This is a genomic window from Embleya sp. NPDC050493 (assembly GCF_044458105.1).
In the GTDB taxonomy this organism is placed as follows: domain Bacteria; phylum Actinomycetota; class Actinomycetes; order Streptomycetales; family Streptomycetaceae; genus Embleya.
In genome coordinates, this window is the sequence record NZ_JBITHP010000001.1 from 455,717 (window position 1) to 478,839 (window position 23,123).

Genomic DNA, 23,123 nt, shown 5'->3' on the forward strand with positions numbered 1-23,123 from the left:
CGTGCGGCCCGCCGAAAACTCGACCCGCCCACACCCCCACCCACGCAAGAGGCGGGGGGGGGTGGGGGGCGCCGCCCCCCCGGCCCCCCCCGGGCCGGGGGGGGCCCACGGCCGTACCGCCGGTGCCGCGCGCGGCACCGGGACGGGACTACCCGGTCACACCACGCCGAAGGCGGTCATCGCCTCGGCGACGCGCAGGAAGCCGGCGACGTTGGCGCCCAACACGTAGTCGCCCTCGTGGCCGTGCTCGGCGGCCGTCTCCAGGCACGTGGCGTGGATGTCGCGCATGATCGCACCGAGTCGGGCGTCGGTGTCGGCGAAGCTCCACGACGTGCGGGCCGCGTTCTGCGCCATCTCCAGGGCCGAGGTGGCCACGCCACCCGCGTTCGCCGCCTTGCCCGGTGCGAACGACACGCCCGCCGCGCGGAAGACGTGCACCGCGTCCGGGGTGCACGGCATGTTGGCGCCCTCCGCGACCGCCATCAGACCGTGCTTGACCAGGTGCGCGGCAGCGGCACCGGACAGCTCGTTCTGCGTCGCGCAGGGCAGCGCGACATCGCACGGGACCTCCCAGACCGAGCCGCCCGACACGAAACGCGCGTGCGGCACCCGGTCCGCGTACTCCGCGATCCGGCCGCGCCGCTCCAGCTTGATCTCCTTGAGCAGATCCAGGTCGATGCCCTTGTCGTCGACGATGTAGCCGGCCGAGTCGGAGGCCGCCACGACCTTGGCGCCGAGTTCGCGGGCCTTCTCGATGGCGAAGATCGACACGTTGCCCGAACCGGAGACCACCGCCCGGCGATCCATCAGGTCGTCACCGCGCACCCGCAACATCTCGGCCAGGAAGTACACACAGCCGTAGCCGGTGGCCTCGGTGCGCACCTGCGAACCGCCCCAGCCCAGCCCCTTGCCGGTGAGCACGCCGGACTCGTACCGGTTGGTGATCCGGCGGTACTGGCCGAACAGGTAGCCGATCTCCCGCCCGCCGACGCCGATGTCGCCCGCCGGCACGTCGGTGTGCTCGCCCAGGTGCCGGTACAGCTCGGTCATGAACGACTGACAAAAGCGCATCACCTCGGCGTCCGAGCGGCCCTTCGGGTCGAAGTCCGAGCCGCCCTTCCCGCCGCCGATGCCCAGCCCGGTCAGGGCGTTCTTGAAGATTTGTTCGAAGCCGAGGAACTTGACCACGCTCAGGTTGACCGAGGGATGGAAGCGCAGTCCGCCCTTGTACGGACCGAGCGCGCCGTTGAACTCGACCCGGAAGCCGCGGTTGACCCGGACCCGACCGGAGTCGTCGGTCCACGGCACCCGGAACAGCACCTGGCGTTCGGGTTCCACGAGCCGCTCCAGCAGTGCCGCGTCGGCGAGTTCGGGTCGCCTGATCAGCGCGGCGGCGAGGCTTTCCAACACCTCGTGCACCGCCTGGTGGAACTCGGGCTCGCCGGGGTTGCGGCGCAGCACCTCGTCGAACGTCGTTGCCGCAGGGCCGGTGAGCTCGGCGAATGTCTGGGGACTCATGGGTGGTTGTCCTTCCGTCGACGGGCGCGTCGCGGGCGATCGCACTGCGGTCACGCTATCCGGCCCGCGGCCCCGGACGATGTCGGCGGGTCGGCGCGTCGGGATGAGGGAACGCCCTCGTTCCTGTCGAACGCTCACCTGCGATGCTGCATCCCGTGTGGCCCATAAGATTTGATGCAGCGTCACGTCGAGTGGCGGCCCTGACACTCGTGCTCCTGACGACGGCGTGCGGGACGGGCGGGTCGGGCGGCGCCGACGCGCGCTCCGAGCCGTCGGCCCGGTTCACCCCGGTCGAGGTCGGCAAGCCCGATCCGGTGCTCGCGCCCCCGGCGCCGGCGCCGGCGTGCGACCCGAGCCGGAGCCTGACCCCGACCACCCCGGCCCGGGCGGGCGCGATGCCGGCCGGTTCGACGATGCGGGCGATCCAGGACCGGGGCCGACTGGTGGTCGGCGTCGACCAGAACACCCGGATGTTTGCCGCGCGCAGTTTGGAAAGAGAGGAACTCGAAGGCTTCGACATCGACCTGTCCCGGGAGGTGGCTCGGGCGATCTTCGGCGACCCCGACCGGATCCAGTTCAAGACCATCCCGCCCGGTCGCCGGATCGACGTCCTGGTCAACGGCGAGGTGGACATGGTCGTGGACGCGATGACCATAACCTGCGAGCGCATGCAGCAGGTGGAGTTCTCCGGCGTGTACCTGGAGGACGCGCTGCGCTTCCTGGTGCCCAAGAAGACGAAGGTGGCGAGCCTGGCCGATCTGGCCGGACAGTACGTGTGCGTGTCCTCGAACACCACGCCCGAGCGCCGGGTGGCCGAGTCCAAGGCCCGGGTGTACGCGGTCGCGGACCGCACCGACTGCCTGGTCGCGCTCCAGGAGGGCCGGGTGGCCGCGGTGTACACCAACGCGTCGCTCCTGGAGAGCCTGCGCGAGCAGGACCCGCGGCTGGAGGTGGTCGGGCCGACCGCCGTGGAGGAGGTCAAGGGCATCGCGGTGCCCAAGGGGCAGACCGACTTCGTGCGCTTCCTCAACGGCGTGCTGGAGCAGTTGAAGAGCAACAACCGGTGGCAGGAGCTCTACGACAAGTGGCTGCGCGTGTCGCTCGGGCCGGCCAAGCCGCCGACCACCACCTACGGCGGATGACCGTTGTGGCAGCGGTTACTGACGATGCGTCAGGTCGCTGCTACGTTGCCGCCATGTTCCTTTCGCTCGGACTGCCCACGCACCTGGTCGAGGCCGGCGCCGATCTGATCAGCGCCGAGGCCGTGATGGAGATGTCCCGCGCGGCCGAGTCCGCCGGGTTCGACGCGGTCTTCACCACCGACCATCCGTTCCCCGGCGACCAGTGGCTCGCCCACGGCGGCCACCACACGCTCGATCCGATGGTCACGCTGTCCTTCGCGGCGGCGGCCACCACCGGGCTGCGGCTGCACACCAACCTGTTCGTACCGGCGTACCGCAATCCGTATCTGTCCGCGAAGATGATCTCCTCGCTGGACGCGTTGTCCGGCGGTCGGGTGATCCTGGGCGTGGGCGCGGGCTACCTGGAGCCCGAGTTCGCCGCGCTGGGCGCCGACTACGCGAACCGCAACGACGTGCTGGACGACGCGCTGCGGGCGATGCGCGCGGCGTGGACCGGGGAGAGCGTGGGCGGCAACACCATGCGCCCGCGGCCGGCCCAGCCGCGGATCCCGATCTGGGTGGGCGGCAACAGCAAGCGGGCGATCCGGCGAGTGGTGGACCTGTGCGACGGCTGGCTGCCGATGCCGGCCCCGGCGGGCGCGTCCAAGTACCTCAAGACCCCGGGCCTGGAGACGCTCGCCGACCTGGCGGCGCGGCTGGACTACGCCCGCGAGTACGCGGCCTCGGTGGGCCGTACCGATCCGATCGACGTCACCTTCATGCCGCGCGGGATGAGCATGTTCGACGGCGACGGCATCGACCACGAGGCGATCGTCGCGGACCTGACCGAGCAGGCCGAGGCCGGGGTGACCGGGGTGACGCTGACGCTGCCGGCCACGTCGCGGGCGCAGTACCTGGAGCAGACCGCCGCGTTCGGCGAGCTGGTCGTGCCTCGGGTGAAGAAGCTGGTCGTGCGTCCGCTCCTGGGCTGAGCGGGCGGGGCCCGGCGCCGATCCGACGCCGGGCCCGCGCGGTGCTACCGGCTCACTGGCCGTAGGAGCCGATGAAGTCGCCGATCCGGGTGATCGCGTCGGTCAGGTCGTCGACCTGGGGGAGGGTCACGACGCGGAAGTGGTCCGGCTGGTGCCAGTTGAATCCGGTGCCCTGCACGACCAGGATCCGCTGGCTCTGGAGCAGGTCGAAGACGAACTTCTCGTCGTCGACGATCTTGCACACGTCCGGGTCGATCCGCGGGAACGCGTACAGCGCACCCTTGGGCTTGACGCAGGTCACCCCCGGGATCGAGGTCAGCGCCTGATACGCGGCGTCGCGCTGGGCGTGCAGCCGGCCGCCGGGCAGGATCAGGTCGTTGATGCTCTGGTAGCCGCCCAGCGCGGTGGCGATCGCGTGCTGCGAGGGCACGTTCGCACACAGGCGCATGTTGGCCAGGATGTTCAGGCCCTCGATGTAGTTGGCCGCGTGCCGCTTGGGGCCCGACAGCAGCAGCCAGCCGGAGCGGAACCCGGCCACCCGGTATGCCTTGGACAGCCCGTTGAAGGTCAGGCACAGCAGGTCCGGCGCGAGCGAGGCGAGCGGGACGTGCACGGCGTCGTCGTAGAGGATCTTGTCGTAGATCTCGTCGGCGAGGAGGAGGAGCCCGTGCCGGCGAGCGAGCTCGACGATGCCTTCCAGGATCGGCTGCGGGTAGACCGAGCCGGTCGGGTTGTTCGGATTGATCACCACGATCGCGCGGGTGCGGTCGGTGATCTTGGCCGCGATGTCGTCGAGGTCGGGATACCACTCCGCGCCCTCGTCGCACAGGTAGTGCACCGGGGTACCGCCGGACAGGCTCACCGCGGCGGTCCACAGCGGGTAGTCCGGCATCGGCACGAGCACCTCGTCGCCGTTGTTCAACAGCGCCTGCAGAGCCATCACGATCAGCTCGGACACGCCGTTGCCCAGGTAGACGTCGTCGACGTCGACGCCCTCGATGCCGCGCGTCTGATAGTGCTGCACTACCGCCCTGCGGGCGGACAGCACGCCCTTGGAGTCCGAGTAGCCCTGCGCGGCCGGCAGGTTGCGGATCATGTCGTGCAGGATCTCGTCGGGTGCCTCGAAGCCGAACGGCGCCGGGTTGCCGATGTTCAGCTTGAGGATCCGGTGACCCTCGTCCTCCAGGCGTTTCGCCTCGTCGAGGACCGGGCCGCGGATGTCGTAACAGACGTCCGCGAGTTTCCCCGACTGGCGCACCTCGGGCAACGGACGATGTTGTGACTGCGACAACTCTTCGACGCTCACCTGGATATCTCCTCCTCGCAGGGCAATCGCCCGCGCGATCCTCGGGTGCACGGTGTGCGCGGGCGACGCTGCGAGTCTTCCACGCCCGGGGTCCGGCACGCAGTGGGATATTTGCCACGTGGATCACCCGGTACCCGCCCGGGACCGGCTCGGCACCCGTTCGTGACGCCGCCGGTTGGACGACAAGAGTTCATCCGCGCGTTGCCCGCGTGGCAGATCCAAATCACCCGAGGGCGCGTTCGCGGTGCCACCCTGCGGCATATGGACGTGTCGTACTTCTACGGAACTGCGGGCGAAATCGACGCCGCGAGTCTGTATCGGCTGTTGACGCTGCGCAGCCGGGTATTCGTGGTCGCACGTCGACAGCCCTGGCTCGATCCCGACGGCCGTGACATCGAGCCCGGAACCGCGCACCTGTGGGCGGAACAGGACGGCGTGGCGGTGTCCACTCTGCGACTGACCGAGGAGGGGGACGGCCTGTTGCGGATGGGCCGCGTGTGCACGTTGTTGTCGCACCGGCGGCAGGGGCACGCCACCGTCCTGGTCCGGCACGCCCTGGTCCTGGCGGGCCCGCGTCCGGTGATCTCCGACGTGTACGCGCGCAGCGCCGACTGGTTCACCCGTCGCGGCTTCGAACCGCGCGGCGGGCGCACTGTGGTGGACGGCGAGCCGCACACCTCGATCCGGCACGTCCCCGCGGCGCGACGCGCACCGGCGCCGTCCGGCGGGTCCGGTCCGGGCCACCGGGGCGGCGGGTACGTACCGGCCTGGGCGTCGACCTGAGCGAGGCGCCGCCCCGGACAGGCGTCGGCCCGACGAGCCGCTGACCCGACGAGGCCCGGGCCCGCGCGGCGCCGTTCGGCACACGTGCGCACCCACGCGGCGCGCGGGCCCACCGGCACGCGCGCACGCGTGCCGGGTGCCGGCCGGAAACCGCCGGCCGCGTGGGCCCCACGGCGGTGCCGGGACGTGTTTGGATGGCCTCTCGCGTCGGGGAGGGATCGGCCATGCGATTTGTAGTCCTGGGGGCCGGGGCAATCGGCAGCGTCCTCGGTGCTCGCCTCGCGCAGTCGGGGCACGGGGTACATCTGGTGGGTCGGCGCGCCCATGTCGACGCCATCCGTGCGCACGGGCTGCGGGTCCGGTTCCCCGACGGCGAGGACGTCGTGCGGCTCGACGCGGTGACCGACATCGCGACGCTGGACCCGCTCGTGGACTGGGCCGACGTCGATGCGGTGGTGCTGTGCGTGAAGTCCCAGGACACCGCCGGCGCCCTGCGCGAGCTGGCCCGCCACGCCCCTTCGTGGGTGCCGATCCTGTGTGCGCAGAACGGCGTGACCAACGAGGACACCGCGCTGCGCCTGTTCGCGAACGTGTACGGCGTCCTGGTCGCGTGTCCGACCGCCTTCCTCGAACCGGGCATCGTGCACGCCTACTCGTCGCCGGTGACCGGAGTGCTCGACATCGGCCGCCACCCGCGCGGTCGGGACGCGTTCGCGGCCCAGGTGTCACGTGTCCTGTCGGGCGCCGGCTACGGCTCCGACGTGTTCGAGGACATCACCGCGTACAAGTACGGCAAGCTGGTGACCAACCTGGGCAACGCGGTCGAGGCCCTGTGCGGCCCGAGCGCGCGCGGCGGGAATCTGGACCGATTGGCCATGGACGAGGCCCGCACGGTGCTCTTCTCGGCCGGCATCCACGCCGAGTTCGCGCCGGTGAGCCCGCTCGTGCAGGTGCGCCCGGTGGGCGGCGAGCGGCGCCCCGGCGGCTCGTCCTGGCAGAGTCTGTACCGCCGTACCGGCGGCATCGAGACCGACTACCTCAACGGCGAGATCGTCCGGCTCGGCCGGCTGCACGGCGTGCCGACCCCGGTCAACGCCGAGTTGCAGCGCGCGGCGAACCGATTGGTCGCGACCGGCGGCGAACCCGGCTCGGTGTCCGAACTCGACCTGCTCCGTGCCGTCGTGGACGGCCGGGATTCGACCCGCTGAGGACGATCGGGACTCGATCCGGGGGTCGGGAAAGATCCGACGGTCGGGTTCGAACGGCGGAGCAGAGGGCGCCCCGGCAGTCGGGTTCGACTACCGGGACGCCCTGCGCGGAACCGGCTGGTGCGGCGGCGGCACGGGCCGGCCGAGCCGCAGCCGGTGATCGGTGATCCGGGCGACCCACATCAGTCGGCTTCCGCCAGGATCAGGTAGAGCCGCTTGCGCGTGTCGGTGACGACCTCCAGGGCCTTGGCCCGCTGCGCCTCGGTGCCGTTCATCATCAACTGGCGCAGTGCGTCGCCGATGCCGTGCATCGCCGAGCGCAGGTCGTGGACCGCCTCGAAGTCGACGCCCCGACTGGCCTCGTCCCAGGGCTTGGTGCCCTCGGGGAGCGCGGCGGCCTCCTCGCGGCCGGCGTCGGTGAGGGTGAACAGCTTGCGGCCGCTGCCCTCGACGCCCTCGATCACACCCTCGTCCTCCAGGAGCTGGAGGGTCGGGTAGACCGAACCGGGGCTGGGCTTCCACACGCCGCCGGTGCGTTCGCCGATCTCCTGGATCATCTCGTAGCCGTGCATCGGCCGTTCGGTGAGCAGGGCCAGGATCGAGGCGCGCACGTCGCCGCGGCGGGCGCGACCGCGCCCACGGCCTCGGCCGCGCCCCTCCGGTCCGCCACGGCCACCGTGGCCGTGCCCGCGTCCCCACGGGCCGGGGCCGGGCGGGCCCCACGGTCCGAAGGCCGGGCGGTTCTGTCCCTCTGCGCCCCACAGGGGGCGTCCTTTGCTGCGGTGCATGAGTTTTCTCCTTGTGAAGTGGCGACTCGTCGAGCCGCCGATCTCGCGCGTTCGGCCTCCCGGGTGATCTTCCGGTCCGACCGGTGTGCGTATCGCGATCGTTCGCGATGGCTCAACGATATATCGGGAGTGCTTCTTTCGCAAGCATGTGTCATGGCGTGCCTTCGGCCGGGGGTGTGCGATGCGTCGGCCCTCGATCGACCGGTCGGCCCCTTCGGGCGGCCTCCCTGCGCAGGATCTCCACGGAACCCGCACGAGGCGGACGCACGAGACGCGTTGGGCGAGGGCCGCTCACGGGTAGATTTCGGGTGATGGCTCTTGGTGATCGAACGGCGTGGGGAGAGGGCTGTGTGGACCTGGTTGTCGGTGGGGGTGGTCGCATACCTGGCATTCCTCGCGTGCGTGATCGTGGTGCTTCGGGGTGCCAAGGCACGGGCCCGGGCGGAGCGCGGCGCCGACATGCAGGCGGCCGGGGCGCCGGTGCCCGCGGGGGAGACGGCGGTCGCGCCGGCGCCCGGGGGCGATCGCCCGGCGGCCGGACCGTCGATCGAGGACGACGAGGCGCGCGCCCATCCGCTGCCCGACGAGCCGCACGCTCGGCCGGTGCGCGGATGCGATCCCGGACCGCCCGGACCGCCCGCTCCGCCCGCCTCGCGGGTCCGGGGCTGAACCCGCCCACGGTTTTCCGGCCCGGGCGCAGGGTAGGCGCGGCGCATGGCTGATCCGATTGTTGTCACCACCACCCACGACGGGGACGACCAGCGTCCGCTGGGCGAATTGGTCCCGGCACCCGACCGCGTGATGAGGGTCGCCGAGATGATTCGCCACCTGCTGGAGGAGCTGCGCGACGCGCCGTTGGACGAGTCCGGCCGCGACCGAGTGCGCGCCGTCTACGAGCGTTCGCTGCCCGAACTGCGGCGCTCGCTCGCGCCCGACCTGTACGAGGAGCTGGAGCGGCTCACCCGCCCCTTCGCCGACGGCGGTGCACCGAGCGTGGCGGAACTGCGGATAGTGCACGCCCAGTTGATCGGCTGGTTGGAAGGGTTGTGGGGCGGCATCCGATTGACCCTGATGTTGCGGAACAACGCCGAGGTGGGGCCGCCCGGGCTCCCGGGCGGGGAGGACGACGGCTCGTATCTGTGAGTGCGGGCCGGGCCGACGTCGGGCCGCCGGTCGCGAGGATGCGGCGGCGGCCCGGATCCATGACTGTGCCAAGCTGATTGTTCGTCAGTCGAGCATCCGTGGAGTCGTCACCATGACCGACCAGGCATCCGCCGAGACCGGGCCGGCCGCCGTGCCGCGCCACGAACTGGATCGGGACACCACGTGCGTCCCGCGTCCGGACGCACCGGGCACCTACGACACCACACTCTCCCCGGACTGGGCGTTCGGCATGGGCCTCAACGGCGGGTACCTGCTCGCCCTCGCCGGCCGCGCGCTCGGTGCCGCCCTACCGCACCCGGACCCGTTCACGATCACCGCGCACTACCTGACCACGTCGCACCCGGGACCCGCCGAGGTGCGTACGGAGATACTGCGCGCGGGGCGCACGCTCAGCACCGGCACCGCCCGGATCGTGCAGGACGACGAGACCCGGGTGCACGTGACCGCCTCCTACGGCGACCTGGCCGGGTTGGACCCGCAGGTGCGGACCGACGCCCGGCCGCCGCGACTGCCCTCGCCCGAGGAGTGCGCCGCGAGTTTTGCCGACGTGGCGCCGTTTCGGCGCACCACGTTCATGGACCGCACCGAGCAACTGCTCGACCCGGCGACGGCCGGCTGGCTTGCCGGGAAGCCGTCCGGACGCGGCGAGATGCGCGCCTGGTGGCGGCTTGCGGACGGCCGCGAGCCCGATCCGATCGCGCTGCTGCTCGCCGTCGACGCGCTTCCGCCGACCGCGTTCGACCTGGGCCTGCGTGGCTGGGTGCCGACCGTGGAGCTGACCGTGCACGTGCGGGCCCGGCCGGTGCCCGGGTGGCTGCGGGTGTCGCTGACCACGCGCAATCTGGCCGGCGGCTACCTGGAGGAGGACGGCGAGGTGTGGGACTCGGCGGACCGCCTGGTCGCGCAGTCCCGGCAGTTGGCGCGGGCGCCTCGACCGCGGGAGGTGTAGGCCGGGTCGGCCGCCCGTGGGTGAGGTGGCCGACCGCGGGCTCGGGGCGGGCTCAGCGCGGGGGTCCGTACGGCCCGGGCGGACCGTAGGGACCCTGCGGGCCGGGCGGGCCGTACGGACCCGGTTGACCCGGGGGGTAGGGCCCGGGACCGCCGTACGGGCCGGGACCGGGCGGCGGCGGGGGCGGGGCGCCGTGCGGGCCGCCGGGGCCGCCCCACGTATTGTTCTGGAACCCGTCCCGACCCATGCCGACGAAGCGGTTTCCGTCCATCGCGGTCACGTTCGGGGGCAGGATCTCGCTGGGTTGGACCACCACGTAGCCCTCGCCGATGAAGGCCATCGTCCAACCCTCGCCGGTCTGGCGGCGACGCCGCCAGATCCGCGACGACGTGGTCTGCGCCTGGAGGCTGGTCTGCAGGCCGGCGGTCCAGGCGATCACCGCGTCGGCGTCCGCGAACACCTCGCGATCGTTGGCGGCGCGCAGTACCAGCGGTGCGCCGGACGTGGTGATCACGATCTTTCCGGTGCCGCCGATCTGCATCGAATAGGCGCCCATGCCGCCCACGTTATAGCCCGCGTCGATCTGGACGACGCTCCAGTTCAGCGTGTTGTCCAGGGCCAGGACGTTCTCGTCCTCGACGATCAGCGACTCGTTGTGCAGATTCAGGATGTGGATGCTCTGCGCCTGGTTGGCCAGGTAGACCGTGCCGTGTCCGTGGCAGCGCATCAGGTCCAGCATGTCGCCGGTCAGCGCGCCGGTGCGGATCTCCGCGGCGCTCTGGAACGCCCCCTCGAACTGCACGTTTCCCTGGTACGCCACCATCGCGCCCTTGCGGGCGAGTACCTCGGTGCCCACCTCCGGGGCCAGCAGTACCCGGAGCATGTGCGCGTTCTGCAGGCTGTAGCGCTCTGCGGACTGGCTCACCGTGTGGTTGAACAGCGGACTCTGCACGAGGTCTCCGACGGATCCGGCAACGGCATGGGTGCGGTTGGCACATGGTTCGTGTGACCAGACCATGATTCCGCGTCGATGGTTCCCTCGGAACCAAGGGTGGCCCATGTCGACGGGTATGGTGCGGGAGAATCTCTCTGTTACGGCGTTACAGGACGACTCGGGAGCGCGCCATGACCACACCGACACCGGCATCGGGACCGACACCCACACCGGCGGCGGAACCGGCACCGACATCGACCGGGCCTCGGCCGCCCGGGAAGGGACTTCTTCCGGACGTGGGCCGGATCGGGCTGTGGACCGCCGCGCTCGACTTCCTGCCCGTGCCGCGACTGCGCGAGACCGTGGCCGAGCTGGACGAACTCGGCTACGGCGCACTGTGGTGGGGCGAGACGGTGGGCCGCGAGGCGTTCACCCAGGCGCTCCTGGTACTGGGCGCCGCCCCGCGCATCGCCGCGGCGACGGGGATCGCCAATGTGTGGGCTCGGGACGCGATGGCCGCCAACGCGGCGTCGCGCACGGTGCACGAGGCATACCCGGGACGCTTCCTGACCGGACTGGGAATCAGCCACGGCGGGTTGGTCGAGGGGCTGCGGCCGGGCGGGCGCCGGTACGAGAAGCCGCTCGCGCTGATGCGGGAGTACCTGGACGCGATGGACTCCGCGCTGTACTTCGCGGCCGGCGGCGACGATCCGCGGCCGCCGCGCGTGCTCGCGGCGCTCGGCCCGCGGATGCTGGATCTCGCCCGGGAGCGGGCCGACGGCGCGCACACCTATCTGGTCACCCCCGAGCACACCGCCGAGGCGCGGGCGGCGCTGGGCCCGGATCGGCTGCTCGCGGTGGAGCAGGCCGTGGTCGTCGCGACGGACCGGGAGACGGTGTTGCGGCGTGCCCGCGAGCACCTGCGGATCTACCTCGGACTGCCCAACTATCGCCGCAATCTGCTGCGTCTGGGTCTGACCGAGGACGACTTCGCGGACGGCGGCAGCGAACGCCTGGTGGACCGGCTGGTGGTCTCGGGCGACGAATCGGCGATCCGCTCGGGCGTGGACGCGCACTTCGCCGCCGGTGCCGACCACGTCTGCGTCCAGGTGCTCGGCGAGACGATGACCGAGGCGCCGACGGCGGATTGGCGGTCGTTGGCTTCGGTGCTCCTCTGAGGCATGTGCGGCCGGGCGCCGGAAGGTGGCGTGGGCCCGTCCGGCGCCCCGGCCGCGTAGGGCCGGCGCGCGGCCGGGGCCGTGCCGGTCAGGACGTGAGTGCGGCCACGGCGGCGTCGACTTCGGCTTCGGTGTTGTACAGGTGGAAGGCGAGCCGGGTGCGGCCCGCGCGGGCCGAGACGCGGATGTCGGCGGCCTCCAGACGGGCCCGGGCGTCGGGGAGGTCGATCGCGACGATCGCGCTGTCGCCGGGAGGCAGGCCCAGGGCGGTCAGGAAGCGGTTGGCCAGGGCGACGTCGTGGGCGTGGATGTGCTCGACGCCGATCCGCTCGACCAGTGCGAGCGCGGGATCGGCGCCCACCTGGCAGAACCACGACGGCGAGGTGTCGAACCGGCGCGCGGTGTCGGTCAGGCGCAGCGGCGGGCCGTAGTAGGGGTCGACGTCGGGCGCGCCGGCGTACCAGTTGGCGGCGTGCGGGAGGGTGCGGGCGGCCAGTTCCGGCGAGACGTAGCCGTAGGCCGCGCCGCGCGGGGCCATCAGCCACTTGTAGGCGCTGACCACGAACAGGTCGTACCGGGTCGCGTCCACCGGCAGCCATCCGCACGCCTGGGTGCCGTCCACGTACACGCTCGCGCCGTACGCGCGGGCCGCCGCGACGATGTCCGCTTCGGCCGCGATCGACCCGTCCGCGGACTGGACCAGGCTGAACGCGACGGCCGTGGTGCGCTCGTCGATCGCCTCGACCAGTTCGGCGGCCGGCACCGTGACCACCTCGACGCCGCGGGCCTCCTGGACCAGCCACGGGAACAGATTCGAGGTGAACTCGACCGCCGGCACCACGAGTCGCCCGCCTGCCGGCAGCCCGGCGGCGAACGGTGCGAGCAGTCCGGAGGTGGTGTTGCCCGCCATGATCGCCTCGGCCGGCGCGCCGACGATCCGCCCGAAGGTCGCGCGGGCCCGTTCGCCGGCCGCGTGGAAGCCGTCCATGTCGGTACGTCCGCGATGCCACGTCTCCTGGGCCCGGGTCAGCGCCGCGAGGGCGGCGTCGGGCGGCAGACCGCTGCTTGCGGTGTTGAGCCAGCCGGGCTCCGCACTCCAGTACGAAGGCGCCTCGCTCGGCTCCGGATTCGGATTCGGGTCCAGTTTCAGGTCCATGCCCCGAGGCTAGGCGGCTCGCGGCCTCCGGATACAGGTCCACCTTGTCGCAGGTGGCCTGATTTCCGGTGAACAGGAGGAGGCTGCGCTCATGCGTGGTCCCGCCGGCCACGGCCCCCGGCTCGTACTCCGGGGACCGTGGCCGGCCCCTTGAACCGTTCGTCAGGGCCGGTCCGCGTCGCCCGGATCGCCGTCGGTGCGGGTGGCGAGCCAACTGGGCCACGGGACCGGGGGGTTGGGCAGGGGGGTGATGTCGCGTTCGGCGCACAGGCGGTCGAAGCCCTCCCGGTCGGCGGGGACCGCGCGGGGGTCGCCGCACATGATCTCGTACAGGGTGGCGCCCTCGGGCCCGGCGATCAGCGGGCCGAAGGCGGCGCCCTGTTCCAGGGTGATGTGGGTGCCGGTGGGGCACGGGCGGTCGCCGATCAGGACCTCGCCGGCGAGCACGAAGACGTAGTGCTCGGACATGTGGCCGTGGCGTTCGACCACGACTCCCGCGTCGTAGCGGGCGTAGATGACCATGCGCTCGGGGGACCACTCCAGGAACTTCTCCCAGACCGAGGTGCGTCGGCCACCGTGTGACTGGGCCTTGACCTCGTGCCACGGGGTTTCGGAGATGTGGGTGATGCGCAGTTCGGGCTCTCGATCCGCCACGGGGGTTGCCTTCCCAGGAAGTGACGATGCGTCAGATCGATCTTGGCACAGAATCCGACGTCGAGTTTTGCCCGATATTGGGGGGATTTCCGGAACTTGCGCACCAAATTCTTACGCGGAATTTACCCCGAGGGCTCGTCGGGCGGTGATCGAGTTGTCCCGGCGGCGCATAAAGTCGGTTGATACACCCAACCAAAAACCTGTCGCGGGGCGCCGTGTGTTCCTGTCGGTGGCCCGTACATGTAAGGAACCAGCCTTGAAGAGCGCGCAGCAGGCGCCGTCCGCCACTGTCCCGCCCGTCGCACCCGAAACACTAAGCAAGACCTCGTCCGCGGGCATGAGCCGGACGGGATTCGTCCTGCTCGTCCTGATCATGGGTGCGCTGACCTACTCGCTGCTCCAGTCGATGCTGGCGCCGGCCCTCCCACAGATCCAGACCGAGATCGGTGCGACCGCCGACGCCACCTCGTGGCTGATGACCGGCTACCTGCTGTGCGCCTCGGTGACCACGCCGATCCTCGGGCGCCTGGGCGACATGTACGGCAAGAAGCGCCTGTTCGTGTTCACCATCGGCATGCTCGCATTCGGCTCGCTGGTGTGTGCGCTCGCCGACTCGGTCGGACTGATGATCATCGGCCGGGTGATCCAGGGCTTCGGCGGCGCGGTCTTCCCGCTCTCCTTCGGCATCGTGCGCGACGAGTTCCCGCCGGAGCGCCGGGCCGGTGCGATCGGCCTGATGTCCGCGATCATGGGCATCGGCGGCGGCATAGGCATCGTGGTCACCGGCCCGATCATGGACCACCTGTCCTACCACTGGCTGTTCTGGATCCCGATGGTGACCTGCCTGATCACCGCGATCGCGTCGTGGTTCCTGATCCCCGACTCGCCGGTCCGGGTCAAGACAAGGATCCACTGGCTCGGCGGTGCGCTGTTGTCGCTCGGCCTGGTCGGCGTGATGCTGGCGCTGAGCAAGGGCGAGTCCTGGGGCTGGGGCTCGACGAACACCGTCGGCCTGTTCGTGGCCGGCTTCGTCTTCCTCGGACTGTGGGTGTTCGCCGAGTCGCGCACGGACGAACCGCTCGTGGACATGCGGGTGATGCGGCTGCGCGGAGTGTGGGCGACCAACCTCGGCGGCCTGCTCGTCGGCTTCTCGATGATGGCGGGCATGCTGCTCGTCCCGCGCTTTCTGCAGATGCCCGAGAGCACCGGCTACGGCTTCGGGACCACGGTGACCGTGTCCGGCCTGTACGTGCTCCCGCAGGCGTTCGCGATGTTGCTGATCGGCCCGATGGCGGGCGTGATCGACAAACGATTCGGCTCGAAGATGGCCATGGTCGCCGGCTGTGTGCTGATGGCCGCGGGCTTCACCTTCCTGGCGCTCCTGCACACCAGCGGTTGGCACATCCTGGTCGCGATGTTCGTCTTCGGCATCGGCATCGGGCTCGCCATGTCGGCGATGGCCAACCTGATCGTCGGCGCCGTCCCGGTCGAGCAGACCGGCATCGCCACCGGCATCAACACGATTGCCCGCACCGTGGGCATGTCCTGCGCGAGCGCGATCTCCACGACGCTGCTCACCGCCAACCCCGGCCCGGGTGGACTGCCCGCCGAACGCGGCTTCGTCCTGACCTTCGGCTGCGCCGCGGTCGCCGCGCTCGTCGCCCTCGGCGTCACCTTCGTGGTGCCCAGCCGGGCCAAGCCGGGCGCCCGCCCCGTCGGCTGAGCCCGCGGCCGGGCGTCGCCCCGGCCGTACGTCCCTGCCCCCCGACGGGGGTGGGGTTGACCCCACCCCCGATCCGCGTGGTCGCACCCTCGTGCCGCACACCCCCCCATCCGTAGCGTCGAACCCGTTGGTTTCGACAGGCGTTACGAGGCACGGGAGGCAGCATGTTCGGGCGAGGCGGTCGCGGTACACGGCAGGCGAAGAAGGATGCCGCGTACACCCCGCGGTACGCGGCGCCCGCGTCGGTCGACTGCGCGGTGCGCCTGGACGCGGTGACCAAGGCGTACGGCAAGGGCGCGTCGGCGGTACACGCGCTGCGCGGCATCGACCTGGCCATCCCCAGGGGCACGTTCACCGCGGTGATGGGTCCGTCCGGATCCGGCAAGAGCACGTTCCTGCACTGCGCCGCGGGCCTGGACCGGCCGGACGGCGGCCGGGTGCTGCTGGGCACCGACGACCTGACCGCGATGAAGGAGAACGAACTCACCCGGCTGCGCCGGACCCGGCTCGGCTTCGTCTTCCAGGCGTTCAACCTGCTGCCCTCGCTGACCGTGGAGAAGAACGTCCTGCTCCCGCTGCGCCTGGCGGGGGTACGCGCGGACCGCCGGCGCGCCGCCGACGTGCTCGCGATGGTCGGCCTGGACCGGCACGCGAACCGGCGGCCCGCCCAACTGTCCGGCGGCCAGCAACAGCGCGTGGCGATCGCCCGCGCGCTGGTCACCCGGCCCGACGTGTTGTTCGCGGACGAGCCCACCGGTGCGCTGGACACCACCACCGCCGCCGAGGTGCTCGGCCTGCTGCGCCGCGCGGTGGACGACACCGGCGCCACCATCGTCATGGTCACCCACGACCCGGTCGCCGCGTCCTATGCGGACCGGGTGGTCTTCCTGGCCGAGGGCAACCTCGCGGGTGAGCTGTACCGGCCCACCCCCGAGGCGGTCGCCGCCCGGATGGTCGACCTCTCGCAGGTGGGCACCCGACAGGAACAGGCCGCCTGATGTCCCTTCTTCGACCCAACGGTCTCGCGCGCACCTCGGTGCGCTTTCGGCCCGCGTCCTTCGCCGGCTCGTTCGTGGCGCTGCTGTTCGCCGCGATGCTGGTCACGATGTGCGGCGTGTTCATGGAGACCGGCCTGCGCGCACACTCCGCACCCGAGCGCTACGCCGACACGCCCGTGCTGGTCAGCGGCGCGGACAAGGTGAGCAAGCGACTGGGCCACGGCGAGGGCACGTACACCGAGTCCGCGCCGCTGCCCGAGCGGTCCCGGATCGACGCCGGGCTCGCGGGCCGGATCGCCGCGGTGCCGGGGGTGCGTACGGTCGTTCCCGACCTGACCTTCCCGGCACAGACCGACCGGGTCGTCCTGGACGCCCACGGGTGGTCCTCGGCGCCGCTGGCGGGCACCCGCGAGGGCACCGCGCCCGGTGCGGGGCAGGCCGTACTGACCACGGCCGCCGCCGGTGCGACCAAGGTCGGCGACACGCTGCGGGTGGCCACGCCGGGCGGTGAGGTCGCGCTGCGGGTGACCGGCGTGGTGCCGGGCCACGGCGCACACCTGTACGTGGCGGACGCGGAGGCGCAGCGCCTGGCCGGACACCCCGGCACGGTCACCGCGATCGGGGTGCTCCCGGCGGCCGGCGCGGACACCGGCAAGGTCGCCGACGACGTGCGGACCGCACTGGCCGGCACCGGCGCCAAGGTGTCCACCGGGGACGCCCGCGGTGCGGTCGAGTTCGCCCAGTTCGGCGAAACCAAGGAAATGCTCACCTCGATCGGCGGCACCCTGGGCGGCATCGTGCTCGCGGTGGCGATCTTCGTGGTCGCCGGCGCGACCGCGCTGTCGGTGGGCCAGCGCCGTCGGGACATCGCCCTGTTGCGCGCGGTGGGCGCCACCCCGTGGCAGATCCGCCGGATGATCGCGACCGAGACCGGTCTGGTCTCGCTGGTCGCGGGTGCTCTCGGGGTGCTGCCCGGCACGCTGCTGGCCCACTGGTGGTTCGGCGCGATGGACGACCGCGGGCTCATCGCACCCGGCGTCGAGGTGTCGGTCGGCCCGATCCCGATGCTCGTCGCGGTCGGCGCGGGCACGCTCACCGCACTGGGCGCGGGCCTGCTCGCGGCCCGGCGCAGCGCGAAGATCCGGCCCACCGAGGCACTGGGCGACGCCGCCACCGAACGGGCCTTCGTCGGCTGGTTCCGGCTGGTGCTGGGTCTGGGCGCACTCGGCGGCGGGATCGCGGTGACCCGGATCGCGCTGAATGCGACCGGTGAGGACGCGGTCGCCGCGGCCGGTGGCGTGGTCATGCTGTTCATGGTCGCGATCGGCCTGCTCGGCCCGAGCCTGGCGCACGTGTTGGTGACGCTGCTCGGCTGGGTGGGAAGCCTGTTCGGCACCACCGGACAACTGGCGTTCGACAACGCCCGGGCCAACTCGCGGCGCCTCGCCTCGGCGATCACCCCGATCGCGCTGTCGGTCGCCTTCGCCGCGACGCTGAGCTTCATGTTCGCTGCCGAGGACCACTACGCGAGCGTGCAGTCCAAGGACGCGGTGACCGCGGACCGGGTGCTGGCCGGGCCCGGATTCACCGCGCAGACCGCCGCCGAGGTCGCGGGCACCCCTGGTGTGGCGTCGGTGACCTCGGTGCTGAACACCTCTGTCGTGGTCGTCCGCAGCGGCGGCCTGGAGAAGCAGAGCGCGCAGGGCATCGGCGGCACCACGAAGGATCTGGCGAGCACGCTGGACCTGGACGTGCGCGAGGGCAGCACCGATGCGCTGCGGCCCGGTGCGCCGCAACCGGCGGGTGGTGCGGTCGCGTTGGACCGGATGATCGCCTCGGCGCTGCACGGCAGGGTCGGCGGGCAGGTGTCGATGTGGCTCGGCGACGGCACGGAGATCAGGCCGACCGTGGTGGCCCTGTACGACCGCGGGCTGGGCACCGCGGCCGTGACGCTGCCGCGGGCCGCGGTCGCCGGGCACGTGCAGACCGCGATGGACACCCGCCTGCTGGTGAGGTTCGCCGCGGGTGCGGACACCCGGGCCACCGACGCGGCGCTGAGCACGCTGACCGGGCGTCACGCGGGCGCGTCGGTCGCGGACCGTGCCGGGTACGCCACGCAGATGGACAAGGACCGCGAGACCAACAAGTGGCTGAACTACGTGATGCTGGTCATCCTCGCGGGCTTCGCCACGATCGCGGCGATCAACACGATGGCGGTCACCACCGCGGCGCGCACGCGGGAGTTGGGCCTGATGCGGATGATCGGCAGCACCACCGCTCAGGTTCGGGCGGTGATCCGCCGCGAGGCGATCATGGTGGGCGTGATCGGCCTGGGCCTGGGCCTGTCGGTGGCGCTGGCCACGCTGGTCCCGGTCAACAAGGGCTCCTACGGGACCACCGTGCCGTATGTGCCGCTGCCGCTCTGCCTGGCGATCAGCGCGGCGGCGCTGCTCCTGGCGCCGCTGACGGTGGCCCCGGTGGCCCGCCGGTTGTTGCGGTCGACTCCGATCGAGGCGGTCGGCGCCAAGGAGTAGGGCGCGCGGCAATCGGCCGATAGCCGAAGTCGCCACGGTACGAGCGCCGGACGGACCGATCCTGGTCCGTCCGGCGCTTTCGTGCGTTCGGGTTCGGGTTCGGGTTCGGGATTGTGTCTGGGCCCGGGCCGTCGGGCCGGGTCGGGACGGGGTCGGTGGGTGTCGGTGGATCGGGGAGGAGCCGCCTGGTTGGGCGCGGCCGGGCCCGGCCGGGTCGGGCCCGATGCGGGCCGGTGCGGTTCGGTGCGGTTCGGTGGGGTTTTCGGGGCCGATTGGGGCGCGGTTGTTCAGGGGGATGTGCGGCCCGGTGTGACCAGGCCGGTTTCGTAGGCGAAGACCACCAGTTGGGCCCGGTCGCGCACGGACAGCTTGGTCATCGCCCGGCTCACGTGGGTCTTCGCGGTGAGCGGACTGAGCACCAGGTGTTCGGCGATCTCGTCGTTGGACAACCCGCGGCCGACCAACCCGACGATCTCCCGCTCGCGTTCGGTGAGCAGGGCCAGTTCGGCGGAGGGCGGGGCGGTGGGGCGCGAGGCGCCGGCCGCGTACTCCTCGATCAATCGGCGGGTCACATTCGGCGACAACAGCGCGTCGCCCGCCGCGACCACCCGCACCCCGCGCAGGAGTTCGGCCGGTTCGGTGTCCTTGACCAGGAAGCCGCTCGCGCCGTTGCGCAGCGCCTCGAAGACGTACTCGTCGAGGTCGAACGTGGTCAGGATGACCACCCGCACATCGGTCAACGCCGGGTCCGCCGCGATCACCCGGGCGGCCTCCAAGCCGTCCATGCCCGGCATCCGGATGTCCATCAGCACGACGTCGGGGCGCAACTCGCGGGTGAGCCGGATCGCCTCGCCGCCCTCGCCCGCCTCGCCCACGACCTCCATGTCCGGCTGCGCGGACAACAGGGCCCGAAAGCCCGCGCGCACCAGGGCCTGGTCGTCGGCCAGCACCAACCTGATCATGCATCCCCCTCGATGGGCCGCGTCGGACCGCCGGCGGTCGCCGCCGACCGGGTCGGCGCACGCCCGCTGCCATCCTGCCCGTCGGCGCGATCACCGTAGGGCAGGTGGGCCTGGACGTGAAAGCCGCGCCCGGGCACCGGCCCCGCGACACAGCGGCCACCGAGCGCGGCGGCCCGTTGGCGCATGCCGTGCAGTCCGTTGCCGCCGGAACTCAGCGCGTCGGCGGGGGCCGGCCTCGGCTCGGGCCCGGCGCCTCGGCCGTTGTCGCGGATCGACAACTCCAGACCGGTATCGCCGTAGGTCACCTTGACCACGGCCTCGCTCGCCGCGGCGTGCCGCAGGGTGTTGGTCAGCGCCTCCTGCACGATCCGGTATGCCGCCAGGTCCACCGCCGAACTCAGCGGGCGGGCGGTGCCGGCGCGCTCGACCCGCACGGTCAGCCCGCCCGCCGAGGTGCGCGCGACCAGGTCGTCGAGCCGATCCAGGCCGGCGGTGGGCGCGCGCGGGGCGCCGTCCGGACCCGAACGGTCGACCGAGTCGCCCTTGAGGATGTCCAGCACCGAGCGCAACTCGCGCAGCGCCTCCCGACTCGCGTACTTGACCGCGGTCAGCGCCTCGCGGGCCTGCTCCGGCGAGGAATCCATCAACTCCAGGCCCACCGACGCCTGCACGTTCATCAGCGAGATGTGGTGCGCGAGCACGTCGTGCAACTCGCGGGCGATCCGCAGCCGTTCGTCACCCGCTCGGCGGCGCTCGGCCTCGGCCAGGCCGAGCGACTGCACCCGGGCGCGTTGCGCCTCGGCGGCGTTGAACGCGCGGCGCAGCCGGACCACCTCGCCGATGCCCGCGAGCACCAGCAACCACGCGGCGATGCCCAACGCGGGCGCGAGGTCGGGCGTCGGCTCGGAGGTCACCAGCGGCGAGATCCAGACGAAGCCGAGGTAGCCCAGCACCAGGACCACATACGCCAACAGGCGCAGGCCGGCGGCGAAGGCGCCCCACAACGCGATGATCATCGCGAAGAAGATCGGGCCGCGCGGATAGTCGAGCATCGTGTAGAGCAGCGCCGTGCCGACCGCCACCAGGAGTACGCCGGCGCGGTGACGGCGGCGCACGATCAGCGCCAGCGGGCCGGCGACGATCAGCAGCACGCTCCACACGTCCTGGTCCCGGGCGGCGTCCGGTTGGCGGTGCGCCGCGAAGAGCATCGTGCCCAGTTGCACCACGCAGACCAGCACCCCGAGCGCGATGTCGCGCACGACGGGCGGGACCGGGCGGAGGGTGTGCGCGAGCCAGTGCGCACCGGGGCGGGAAACCCGCGACCACGGTGGTCGGGGCCGCGAGCCCGGACGCCGGGGCGGGGGATTCGAGGGGCACGTCATGTGATCAACGGTAGGGCGCGTGGGGCGCCGCGCGCGTCGGCTGCGCGTGGGCTTGTCGCATGCTCCCGGGGAAGCAGGCAGGCCCCTGCGGACTGCTCCCCAGGGAGCAGGAACGTGCTGGTCGACGCCCCCTTGGGCCTGCCGGGGCAGCAGGTCCGGTGCATCCCCGGGCCGGACGCCGGCCGGGCCGCGAATCGGAAGAGTTGATCCCGTCGGCAAGGCCCCGGAGCGAAGCCGATTCCACACCTTGCCGATGCGGCTCGGGCCCACGCCCCGACCCCGCCCCCGTCCGCCATTGCTTCCCAGGAGGTCACCGTGAACGCGTCCCCGACGACCGGCAAACGGCGCTATTCGAGGTCCGTTCGCAGGGCGGTCAACTCCGGGCACGTCGTGTTCGCGGTCGGCCTGCTGGGCGTCGAGTGGGTCATGCTGCTGATCGCGGTCGTGGCCCGCTCGACCGACGACCCCGCGCTGCGACACGGTGCGTATCAACTGATGCGGATATTCGCGCTGGCCGGCGGCATCCCGTTCGCCGTGCTGTCCCTGATCACCGGCGTGCTGCTGTGTCTGCGGACGCCGTGGGGGCTGTGGCAGCACCTCTGGATCAAGATCAAGATCGTGCTGCTGATCGCGGTGATCGTGGCCGGCGCCGGGGTGGTCAGCCAGTTCGCTCACCGGATGATCGCCGCCTCCGCCTCCGGCGGCGACGCCGATGCACTGCCGGCGTTGCAGACCTGGCATCTGGTCGTGGTGATCTTCCAACTGCTCGCGCTGATCGTCTCGACGGCGCTGTCCGTCTTCAAGCCTTCGGGCCACCGCGGCCGCGGTCGCCCGCGGTCCGGCCGACACACCGACGGTCCGCCGCACACTCGACGCGCCTCGGCCGGTGCCGCCGGCGACACCGACCCGGCCGGCGCCGTGCGGGAGCCCGCCGCTGCGGGCCGACCCGCACCCCTTCGTTCACCCCGTCCCCTCTCCCGAGAAGGATTGTCATGACCACCACCATCGACCCCACGAACAACCACGCGGCCCGCGCCGAACGCGTCTCGCGGGTGCACGGCGAGGGGGACACCGTCGTCCGCGCCCTGGACGACGTCACCATCGGCTTCCCGCGCGGCAGGTTCACCGCCGTGATGGGCCCCTCGGGATCCGGCAAGTCCACGCTGTTGCACTGCCTGGCCGGCCTCGACGACGTCACCGACGGCGCGGTCTTCCTCGGCGACACCGAGCTGGGCTCGCTCACCGACCGGCAGCTCACCCGGCTGCGCCGGGACCGGATCGGGTTCGTCTTCCAGGCGTTCAACCTGCTGCCCACGATGACCGCGCTGGAGAACATCGTGCTGCCCGCATCGCTTGCGGGCCGCAGGACGGACCCGGCCTGGCTGGATCGGGTGGTCGCCGCGGTCGGGTTGCAGCAGCGGCTGCACCACCGGCCCGGCGAGCTCTCCGGCGGGCAACAGCAGCGCGTCGCGGTGGCCCGGGCCCTGGTCGGCCGGCCGGAGATCGTGATGGCCGACGAGCCGACCGGCAACCTCGACTCGCGCTCCGGTGCCGAGGTGCTCGCGCTGCTGCGCGACGCCGTGAACGAACTCGAACAGACCGTGCTGATGGTCACCCACGACCCGGTCGCCGCGGGCTACGCGGACAGCGTGGTGTTCCTGGCCGACGGCCGGATAGCCGACCACATGCAGGCGCCGACGCCGGACCGGGTGCTGGACCGGATGAAGGCATTCGACCGTGTCGCCGCGGGTGCCGGCGCCCGAGGGGAGTGAC

General features: G+C 71.9%; 21 protein-coding genes. 13 read left to right on the forward strand and 8 right to left on the reverse strand.

Annotated features, from left to right (window positions below; translation table 11 throughout):
* Positions 1-156: 156 nt before the first annotated feature.
* The gene (gene gdhA / locus ACIBM5_RS01735) at positions 157-1,518 is read right to left on the reverse strand and encodes an NADP-specific glutamate dehydrogenase (RefSeq protein WP_396004868.1); all 1,362 of its coding nucleotides are present in this window, start codon (positions 1,516-1,518) and stop codon (positions 157-159) included.
* 209 nt (positions 1,519-1,727) lie between these two features.
* Here gdhA and ACIBM5_RS01740 point away from each other — a divergent pair, with 209 nt between their 5' ends.
* Together ACIBM5_RS01740 and ACIBM5_RS01745 are read left to right on the forward strand one after the other, a co-directional pair.
* Positions 1,728-2,660, forward strand: a complete 933-nt coding sequence (locus ACIBM5_RS01740) for a glutamate ABC transporter substrate-binding protein (protein WP_396004869.1) — start codon at positions 1,728-1,730, stop codon at positions 2,658-2,660.
* Between the two features lie 53 nt (positions 2,661-2,713).
* Entirely contained in the window at positions 2,714-3,631 is a 918-nt protein-coding gene (locus tag ACIBM5_RS01745) for an LLM class F420-dependent oxidoreductase (RefSeq protein WP_391582076.1), read from the forward strand.
* Positions 3,632-3,683: 52 nt separating this feature from the next.
* Here the strand turns inward: ACIBM5_RS01745 and ACIBM5_RS01750 are convergent, their stop codons facing one another.
* Positions 3,684-4,898, reverse strand: coding sequence for a pyridoxal phosphate-dependent aminotransferase (locus ACIBM5_RS01750; protein WP_396005108.1), 1,215 nt, complete (start codon positions 4,896-4,898; stop codon positions 3,684-3,686).
* Positions 4,899-5,198: 300 nt separating this feature from the next.
* Between ACIBM5_RS01750 and ACIBM5_RS01755 the strand changes: the two genes are divergently transcribed.
* Positions 5,199-5,720, forward strand: coding sequence for a GNAT family N-acetyltransferase (locus ACIBM5_RS01755; protein WP_396004870.1), 522 nt, complete (start codon positions 5,199-5,201; stop codon positions 5,718-5,720).
* Positions 5,721-5,944: 224 nt separating this feature from the next.
* A complete protein-coding gene (locus ACIBM5_RS01760) occupies positions 5,945-6,928 on the forward strand; it encodes a ketopantoate reductase family protein (protein WP_396004871.1) in 984 nt (327 codons plus the stop codon).
* 182 nt (positions 6,929-7,110) lie between these two features.
* On the opposite strand, the gene ACIBM5_RS01765 is transcribed toward ACIBM5_RS01760, so the two are convergent.
* On the reverse strand, positions 7,111-7,716 hold the full coding sequence (locus ACIBM5_RS01765) for a PadR family transcriptional regulator (RefSeq protein ID WP_396004872.1): 606 nt from the start codon (positions 7,714-7,716) through the stop codon (positions 7,111-7,113).
* A 348-nt stretch (positions 7,717-8,064) separates the two neighbouring features.
* Between ACIBM5_RS01765 and ACIBM5_RS01770 the strand changes: the two genes are divergently transcribed.
* From ACIBM5_RS01770 to ACIBM5_RS01780, 3 genes are all read left to right on the forward strand, one after another.
* Positions 8,065-8,385 carry a hypothetical protein gene (locus ACIBM5_RS01770; RefSeq protein WP_396004873.1) on the forward strand — a complete coding sequence of 107 codons (321 nt, stop codon included), beginning with the start codon at positions 8,065-8,067 and terminating at the stop codon, positions 8,383-8,385.
* Between the two features lie 45 nt (positions 8,386-8,430).
* Positions 8,431-8,859 (forward strand): proteasome activator, encoded by a 429-nt coding sequence (locus tag ACIBM5_RS01775; protein WP_396004874.1) that lies wholly within the window; start codon positions 8,431-8,433, stop codon positions 8,857-8,859.
* Between the two features lie 112 nt (positions 8,860-8,971).
* Positions 8,972-9,829 carry a thioesterase family protein gene (locus ACIBM5_RS01780; protein ID WP_396004875.1) on the forward strand — a complete coding sequence of 286 codons (858 nt, stop codon included), beginning with the start codon at positions 8,972-8,974 and terminating at the stop codon, positions 9,827-9,829.
* Positions 9,830-9,881: 52 nt separating this feature from the next.
* Here the strand turns inward: ACIBM5_RS01780 and ACIBM5_RS01785 are convergent, their stop codons facing one another.
* Positions 9,882-10,781: an AIM24 family protein gene (locus ACIBM5_RS01785; protein WP_396004876.1), complete on the reverse strand. Its 900-nt coding sequence runs from the start codon at positions 10,779-10,781 to the stop codon at positions 9,882-9,884.
* A 278-nt stretch (positions 10,782-11,059) separates the two neighbouring features.
* Between ACIBM5_RS01785 and ACIBM5_RS01790 the strand changes: the two genes are divergently transcribed.
* The gene (locus tag ACIBM5_RS01790; protein WP_396004877.1) at positions 11,060-11,941 is read left to right on the forward strand and encodes a TIGR03620 family F420-dependent LLM class oxidoreductase; all 882 of its coding nucleotides are present in this window, start codon (positions 11,060-11,062) and stop codon (positions 11,939-11,941) included.
* A gap of 88 nt (positions 11,942-12,029) precedes the next feature.
* Here ACIBM5_RS01790 and ACIBM5_RS01795 read toward each other — a convergent pair whose 3' ends face one another.
* Together ACIBM5_RS01795 and ACIBM5_RS01800 are read right to left on the reverse strand one after the other, a co-directional pair.
* On the reverse strand, positions 12,030-13,097 hold the full coding sequence (locus ACIBM5_RS01795; protein WP_396004878.1) for an aminotransferase class V-fold PLP-dependent enzyme: 1,068 nt from the start codon (positions 13,095-13,097) through the stop codon (positions 12,030-12,032).
* A 162-nt stretch (positions 13,098-13,259) separates the two neighbouring features.
* Positions 13,260-13,751, reverse strand: coding sequence for a hypothetical protein (locus ACIBM5_RS01800; protein ID WP_391582086.1), 492 nt, complete (start codon positions 13,749-13,751; stop codon positions 13,260-13,262).
* A gap of 337 nt (positions 13,752-14,088) precedes the next feature.
* On the opposite strand from ACIBM5_RS01800, the gene ACIBM5_RS01805 reads away from it, so the two are divergent.
* From ACIBM5_RS01805 to ACIBM5_RS01815, 3 genes are all read left to right on the forward strand, one after another.
* Positions 14,089-15,474 (forward strand): MFS transporter, encoded by a 1,386-nt coding sequence (locus ACIBM5_RS01805; protein ID WP_396004879.1) that lies wholly within the window; start codon positions 14,089-14,091, stop codon positions 15,472-15,474.
* A 164-nt stretch (positions 15,475-15,638) separates the two neighbouring features.
* Entirely contained in the window at positions 15,639-16,472 is an 834-nt protein-coding gene (locus tag ACIBM5_RS01810) for an ABC transporter ATP-binding protein (protein ID WP_391582088.1), read from the forward strand.
* Positions 16,472-19,006, forward strand: coding sequence for an ABC transporter permease (locus tag ACIBM5_RS01815; protein WP_396004880.1), 2,535 nt, complete (start codon positions 16,472-16,474; stop codon positions 19,004-19,006). The genes ACIBM5_RS01810 and ACIBM5_RS01815 overlap by 1 nt, the downstream gene beginning before the upstream one ends.
* A gap of 287 nt (positions 19,007-19,293) precedes the next feature.
* Here ACIBM5_RS01815 and ACIBM5_RS01820 read toward each other — a convergent pair whose 3' ends face one another.
* Both ACIBM5_RS01820 and ACIBM5_RS01825 read right to left on the reverse strand, forming a co-directional pair.
* Positions 19,294-19,968 carry a response regulator gene (locus tag ACIBM5_RS01820; RefSeq protein ID WP_396004882.1) on the reverse strand — a complete coding sequence of 225 codons (675 nt, stop codon included), beginning with the start codon at positions 19,966-19,968 and terminating at the stop codon, positions 19,294-19,296.
* The gene (locus ACIBM5_RS01825) at positions 19,965-21,227 is read right to left on the reverse strand and encodes a sensor histidine kinase (RefSeq protein WP_396004883.1); all 1,263 of its coding nucleotides are present in this window, start codon (positions 21,225-21,227) and stop codon (positions 19,965-19,967) included. Before ACIBM5_RS01825 ends, ACIBM5_RS01820 begins: the two co-directional genes overlap by 4 nt.
* Positions 21,228-21,665: 438 nt before the next feature.
* On the opposite strand from ACIBM5_RS01825, the gene ACIBM5_RS01830 reads away from it, so the two are divergent.
* Entirely contained in the window at positions 21,666-22,346 is a 681-nt protein-coding gene (locus ACIBM5_RS01830) for a hypothetical protein (protein WP_396004884.1), read from the forward strand.
* Positions 22,343-23,122 (forward strand): ABC transporter ATP-binding protein, encoded by a 780-nt coding sequence (locus ACIBM5_RS01835; protein WP_396004886.1) that lies wholly within the window; start codon positions 22,343-22,345, stop codon positions 23,120-23,122. The genes ACIBM5_RS01830 and ACIBM5_RS01835 overlap by 4 nt, the downstream gene beginning before the upstream one ends.
* Position 23,123: the final 1 nt, after the last annotated feature.

What these genes read in the sequence shown, in the direction of transcription:
- ACIBM5_RS01815 (WP_396004880.1), top strand. Translation starts at nt 16,472, where the DNA reads ATGTCCCTTCTTCGACCCAACGGTCTCGCGCGCACCTCGGTGCGCTTT.
- ACIBM5_RS01775 (WP_396004874.1), top strand. Translation starts at nt 8,431, where the DNA reads ATGGCTGATCCGATTGTTGTCACCACCACCCACGACGGGGACGACCAG.
- ACIBM5_RS01765 (WP_396004872.1), bottom strand. Translation starts at nt 7,716, where the DNA reads ATGCACCGCAGCAAAGGACGCCCCCTGTGGGGCGCAGAGGGACAGAAC.
- ACIBM5_RS01780 (WP_396004875.1), top strand. Translation starts at nt 8,972, where the DNA reads ATGACCGACCAGGCATCCGCCGAGACCGGGCCGGCCGCCGTGCCGCGC.
- ACIBM5_RS01755 (WP_396004870.1), top strand. Translation starts at nt 5,199, where the DNA reads ATGGACGTGTCGTACTTCTACGGAACTGCGGGCGAAATCGACGCCGCG.
- gdhA (WP_396004868.1), bottom strand. Translation starts at nt 1,518, where the DNA reads ATGAGTCCCCAGACATTCGCCGAGCTCACCGGCCCTGCGGCAACGACG.
- ACIBM5_RS01745 (WP_391582076.1), top strand. Translation starts at nt 2,714, where the DNA reads ATGTTCCTTTCGCTCGGACTGCCCACGCACCTGGTCGAGGCCGGCGCC.
- ACIBM5_RS01795 (WP_396004878.1), bottom strand. Translation starts at nt 13,097, where the DNA reads ATGGACCTGAAACTGGACCCGAATCCGAATCCGGAGCCGAGCGAGGCG.
- ACIBM5_RS01760 (WP_396004871.1), top strand. Translation starts at nt 5,945, where the DNA reads ATGCGATTTGTAGTCCTGGGGGCCGGGGCAATCGGCAGCGTCCTCGGT.
- ACIBM5_RS01835 (WP_396004886.1), top strand. Translation starts at nt 22,343, where the DNA reads ATGACCACCACCATCGACCCCACGAACAACCACGCGGCCCGCGCCGAA.
- ACIBM5_RS01810 (WP_391582088.1), top strand. Translation starts at nt 15,639, where the DNA reads ATGTTCGGGCGAGGCGGTCGCGGTACACGGCAGGCGAAGAAGGATGCC.
- ACIBM5_RS01820 (WP_396004882.1), bottom strand. Translation starts at nt 19,968, where the DNA reads ATGATCAGGTTGGTGCTGGCCGACGACCAGGCCCTGGTGCGCGCGGGC.
- ACIBM5_RS01805 (WP_396004879.1), top strand. Translation starts at nt 14,089, where the DNA reads ATGAGCCGGACGGGATTCGTCCTGCTCGTCCTGATCATGGGTGCGCTG.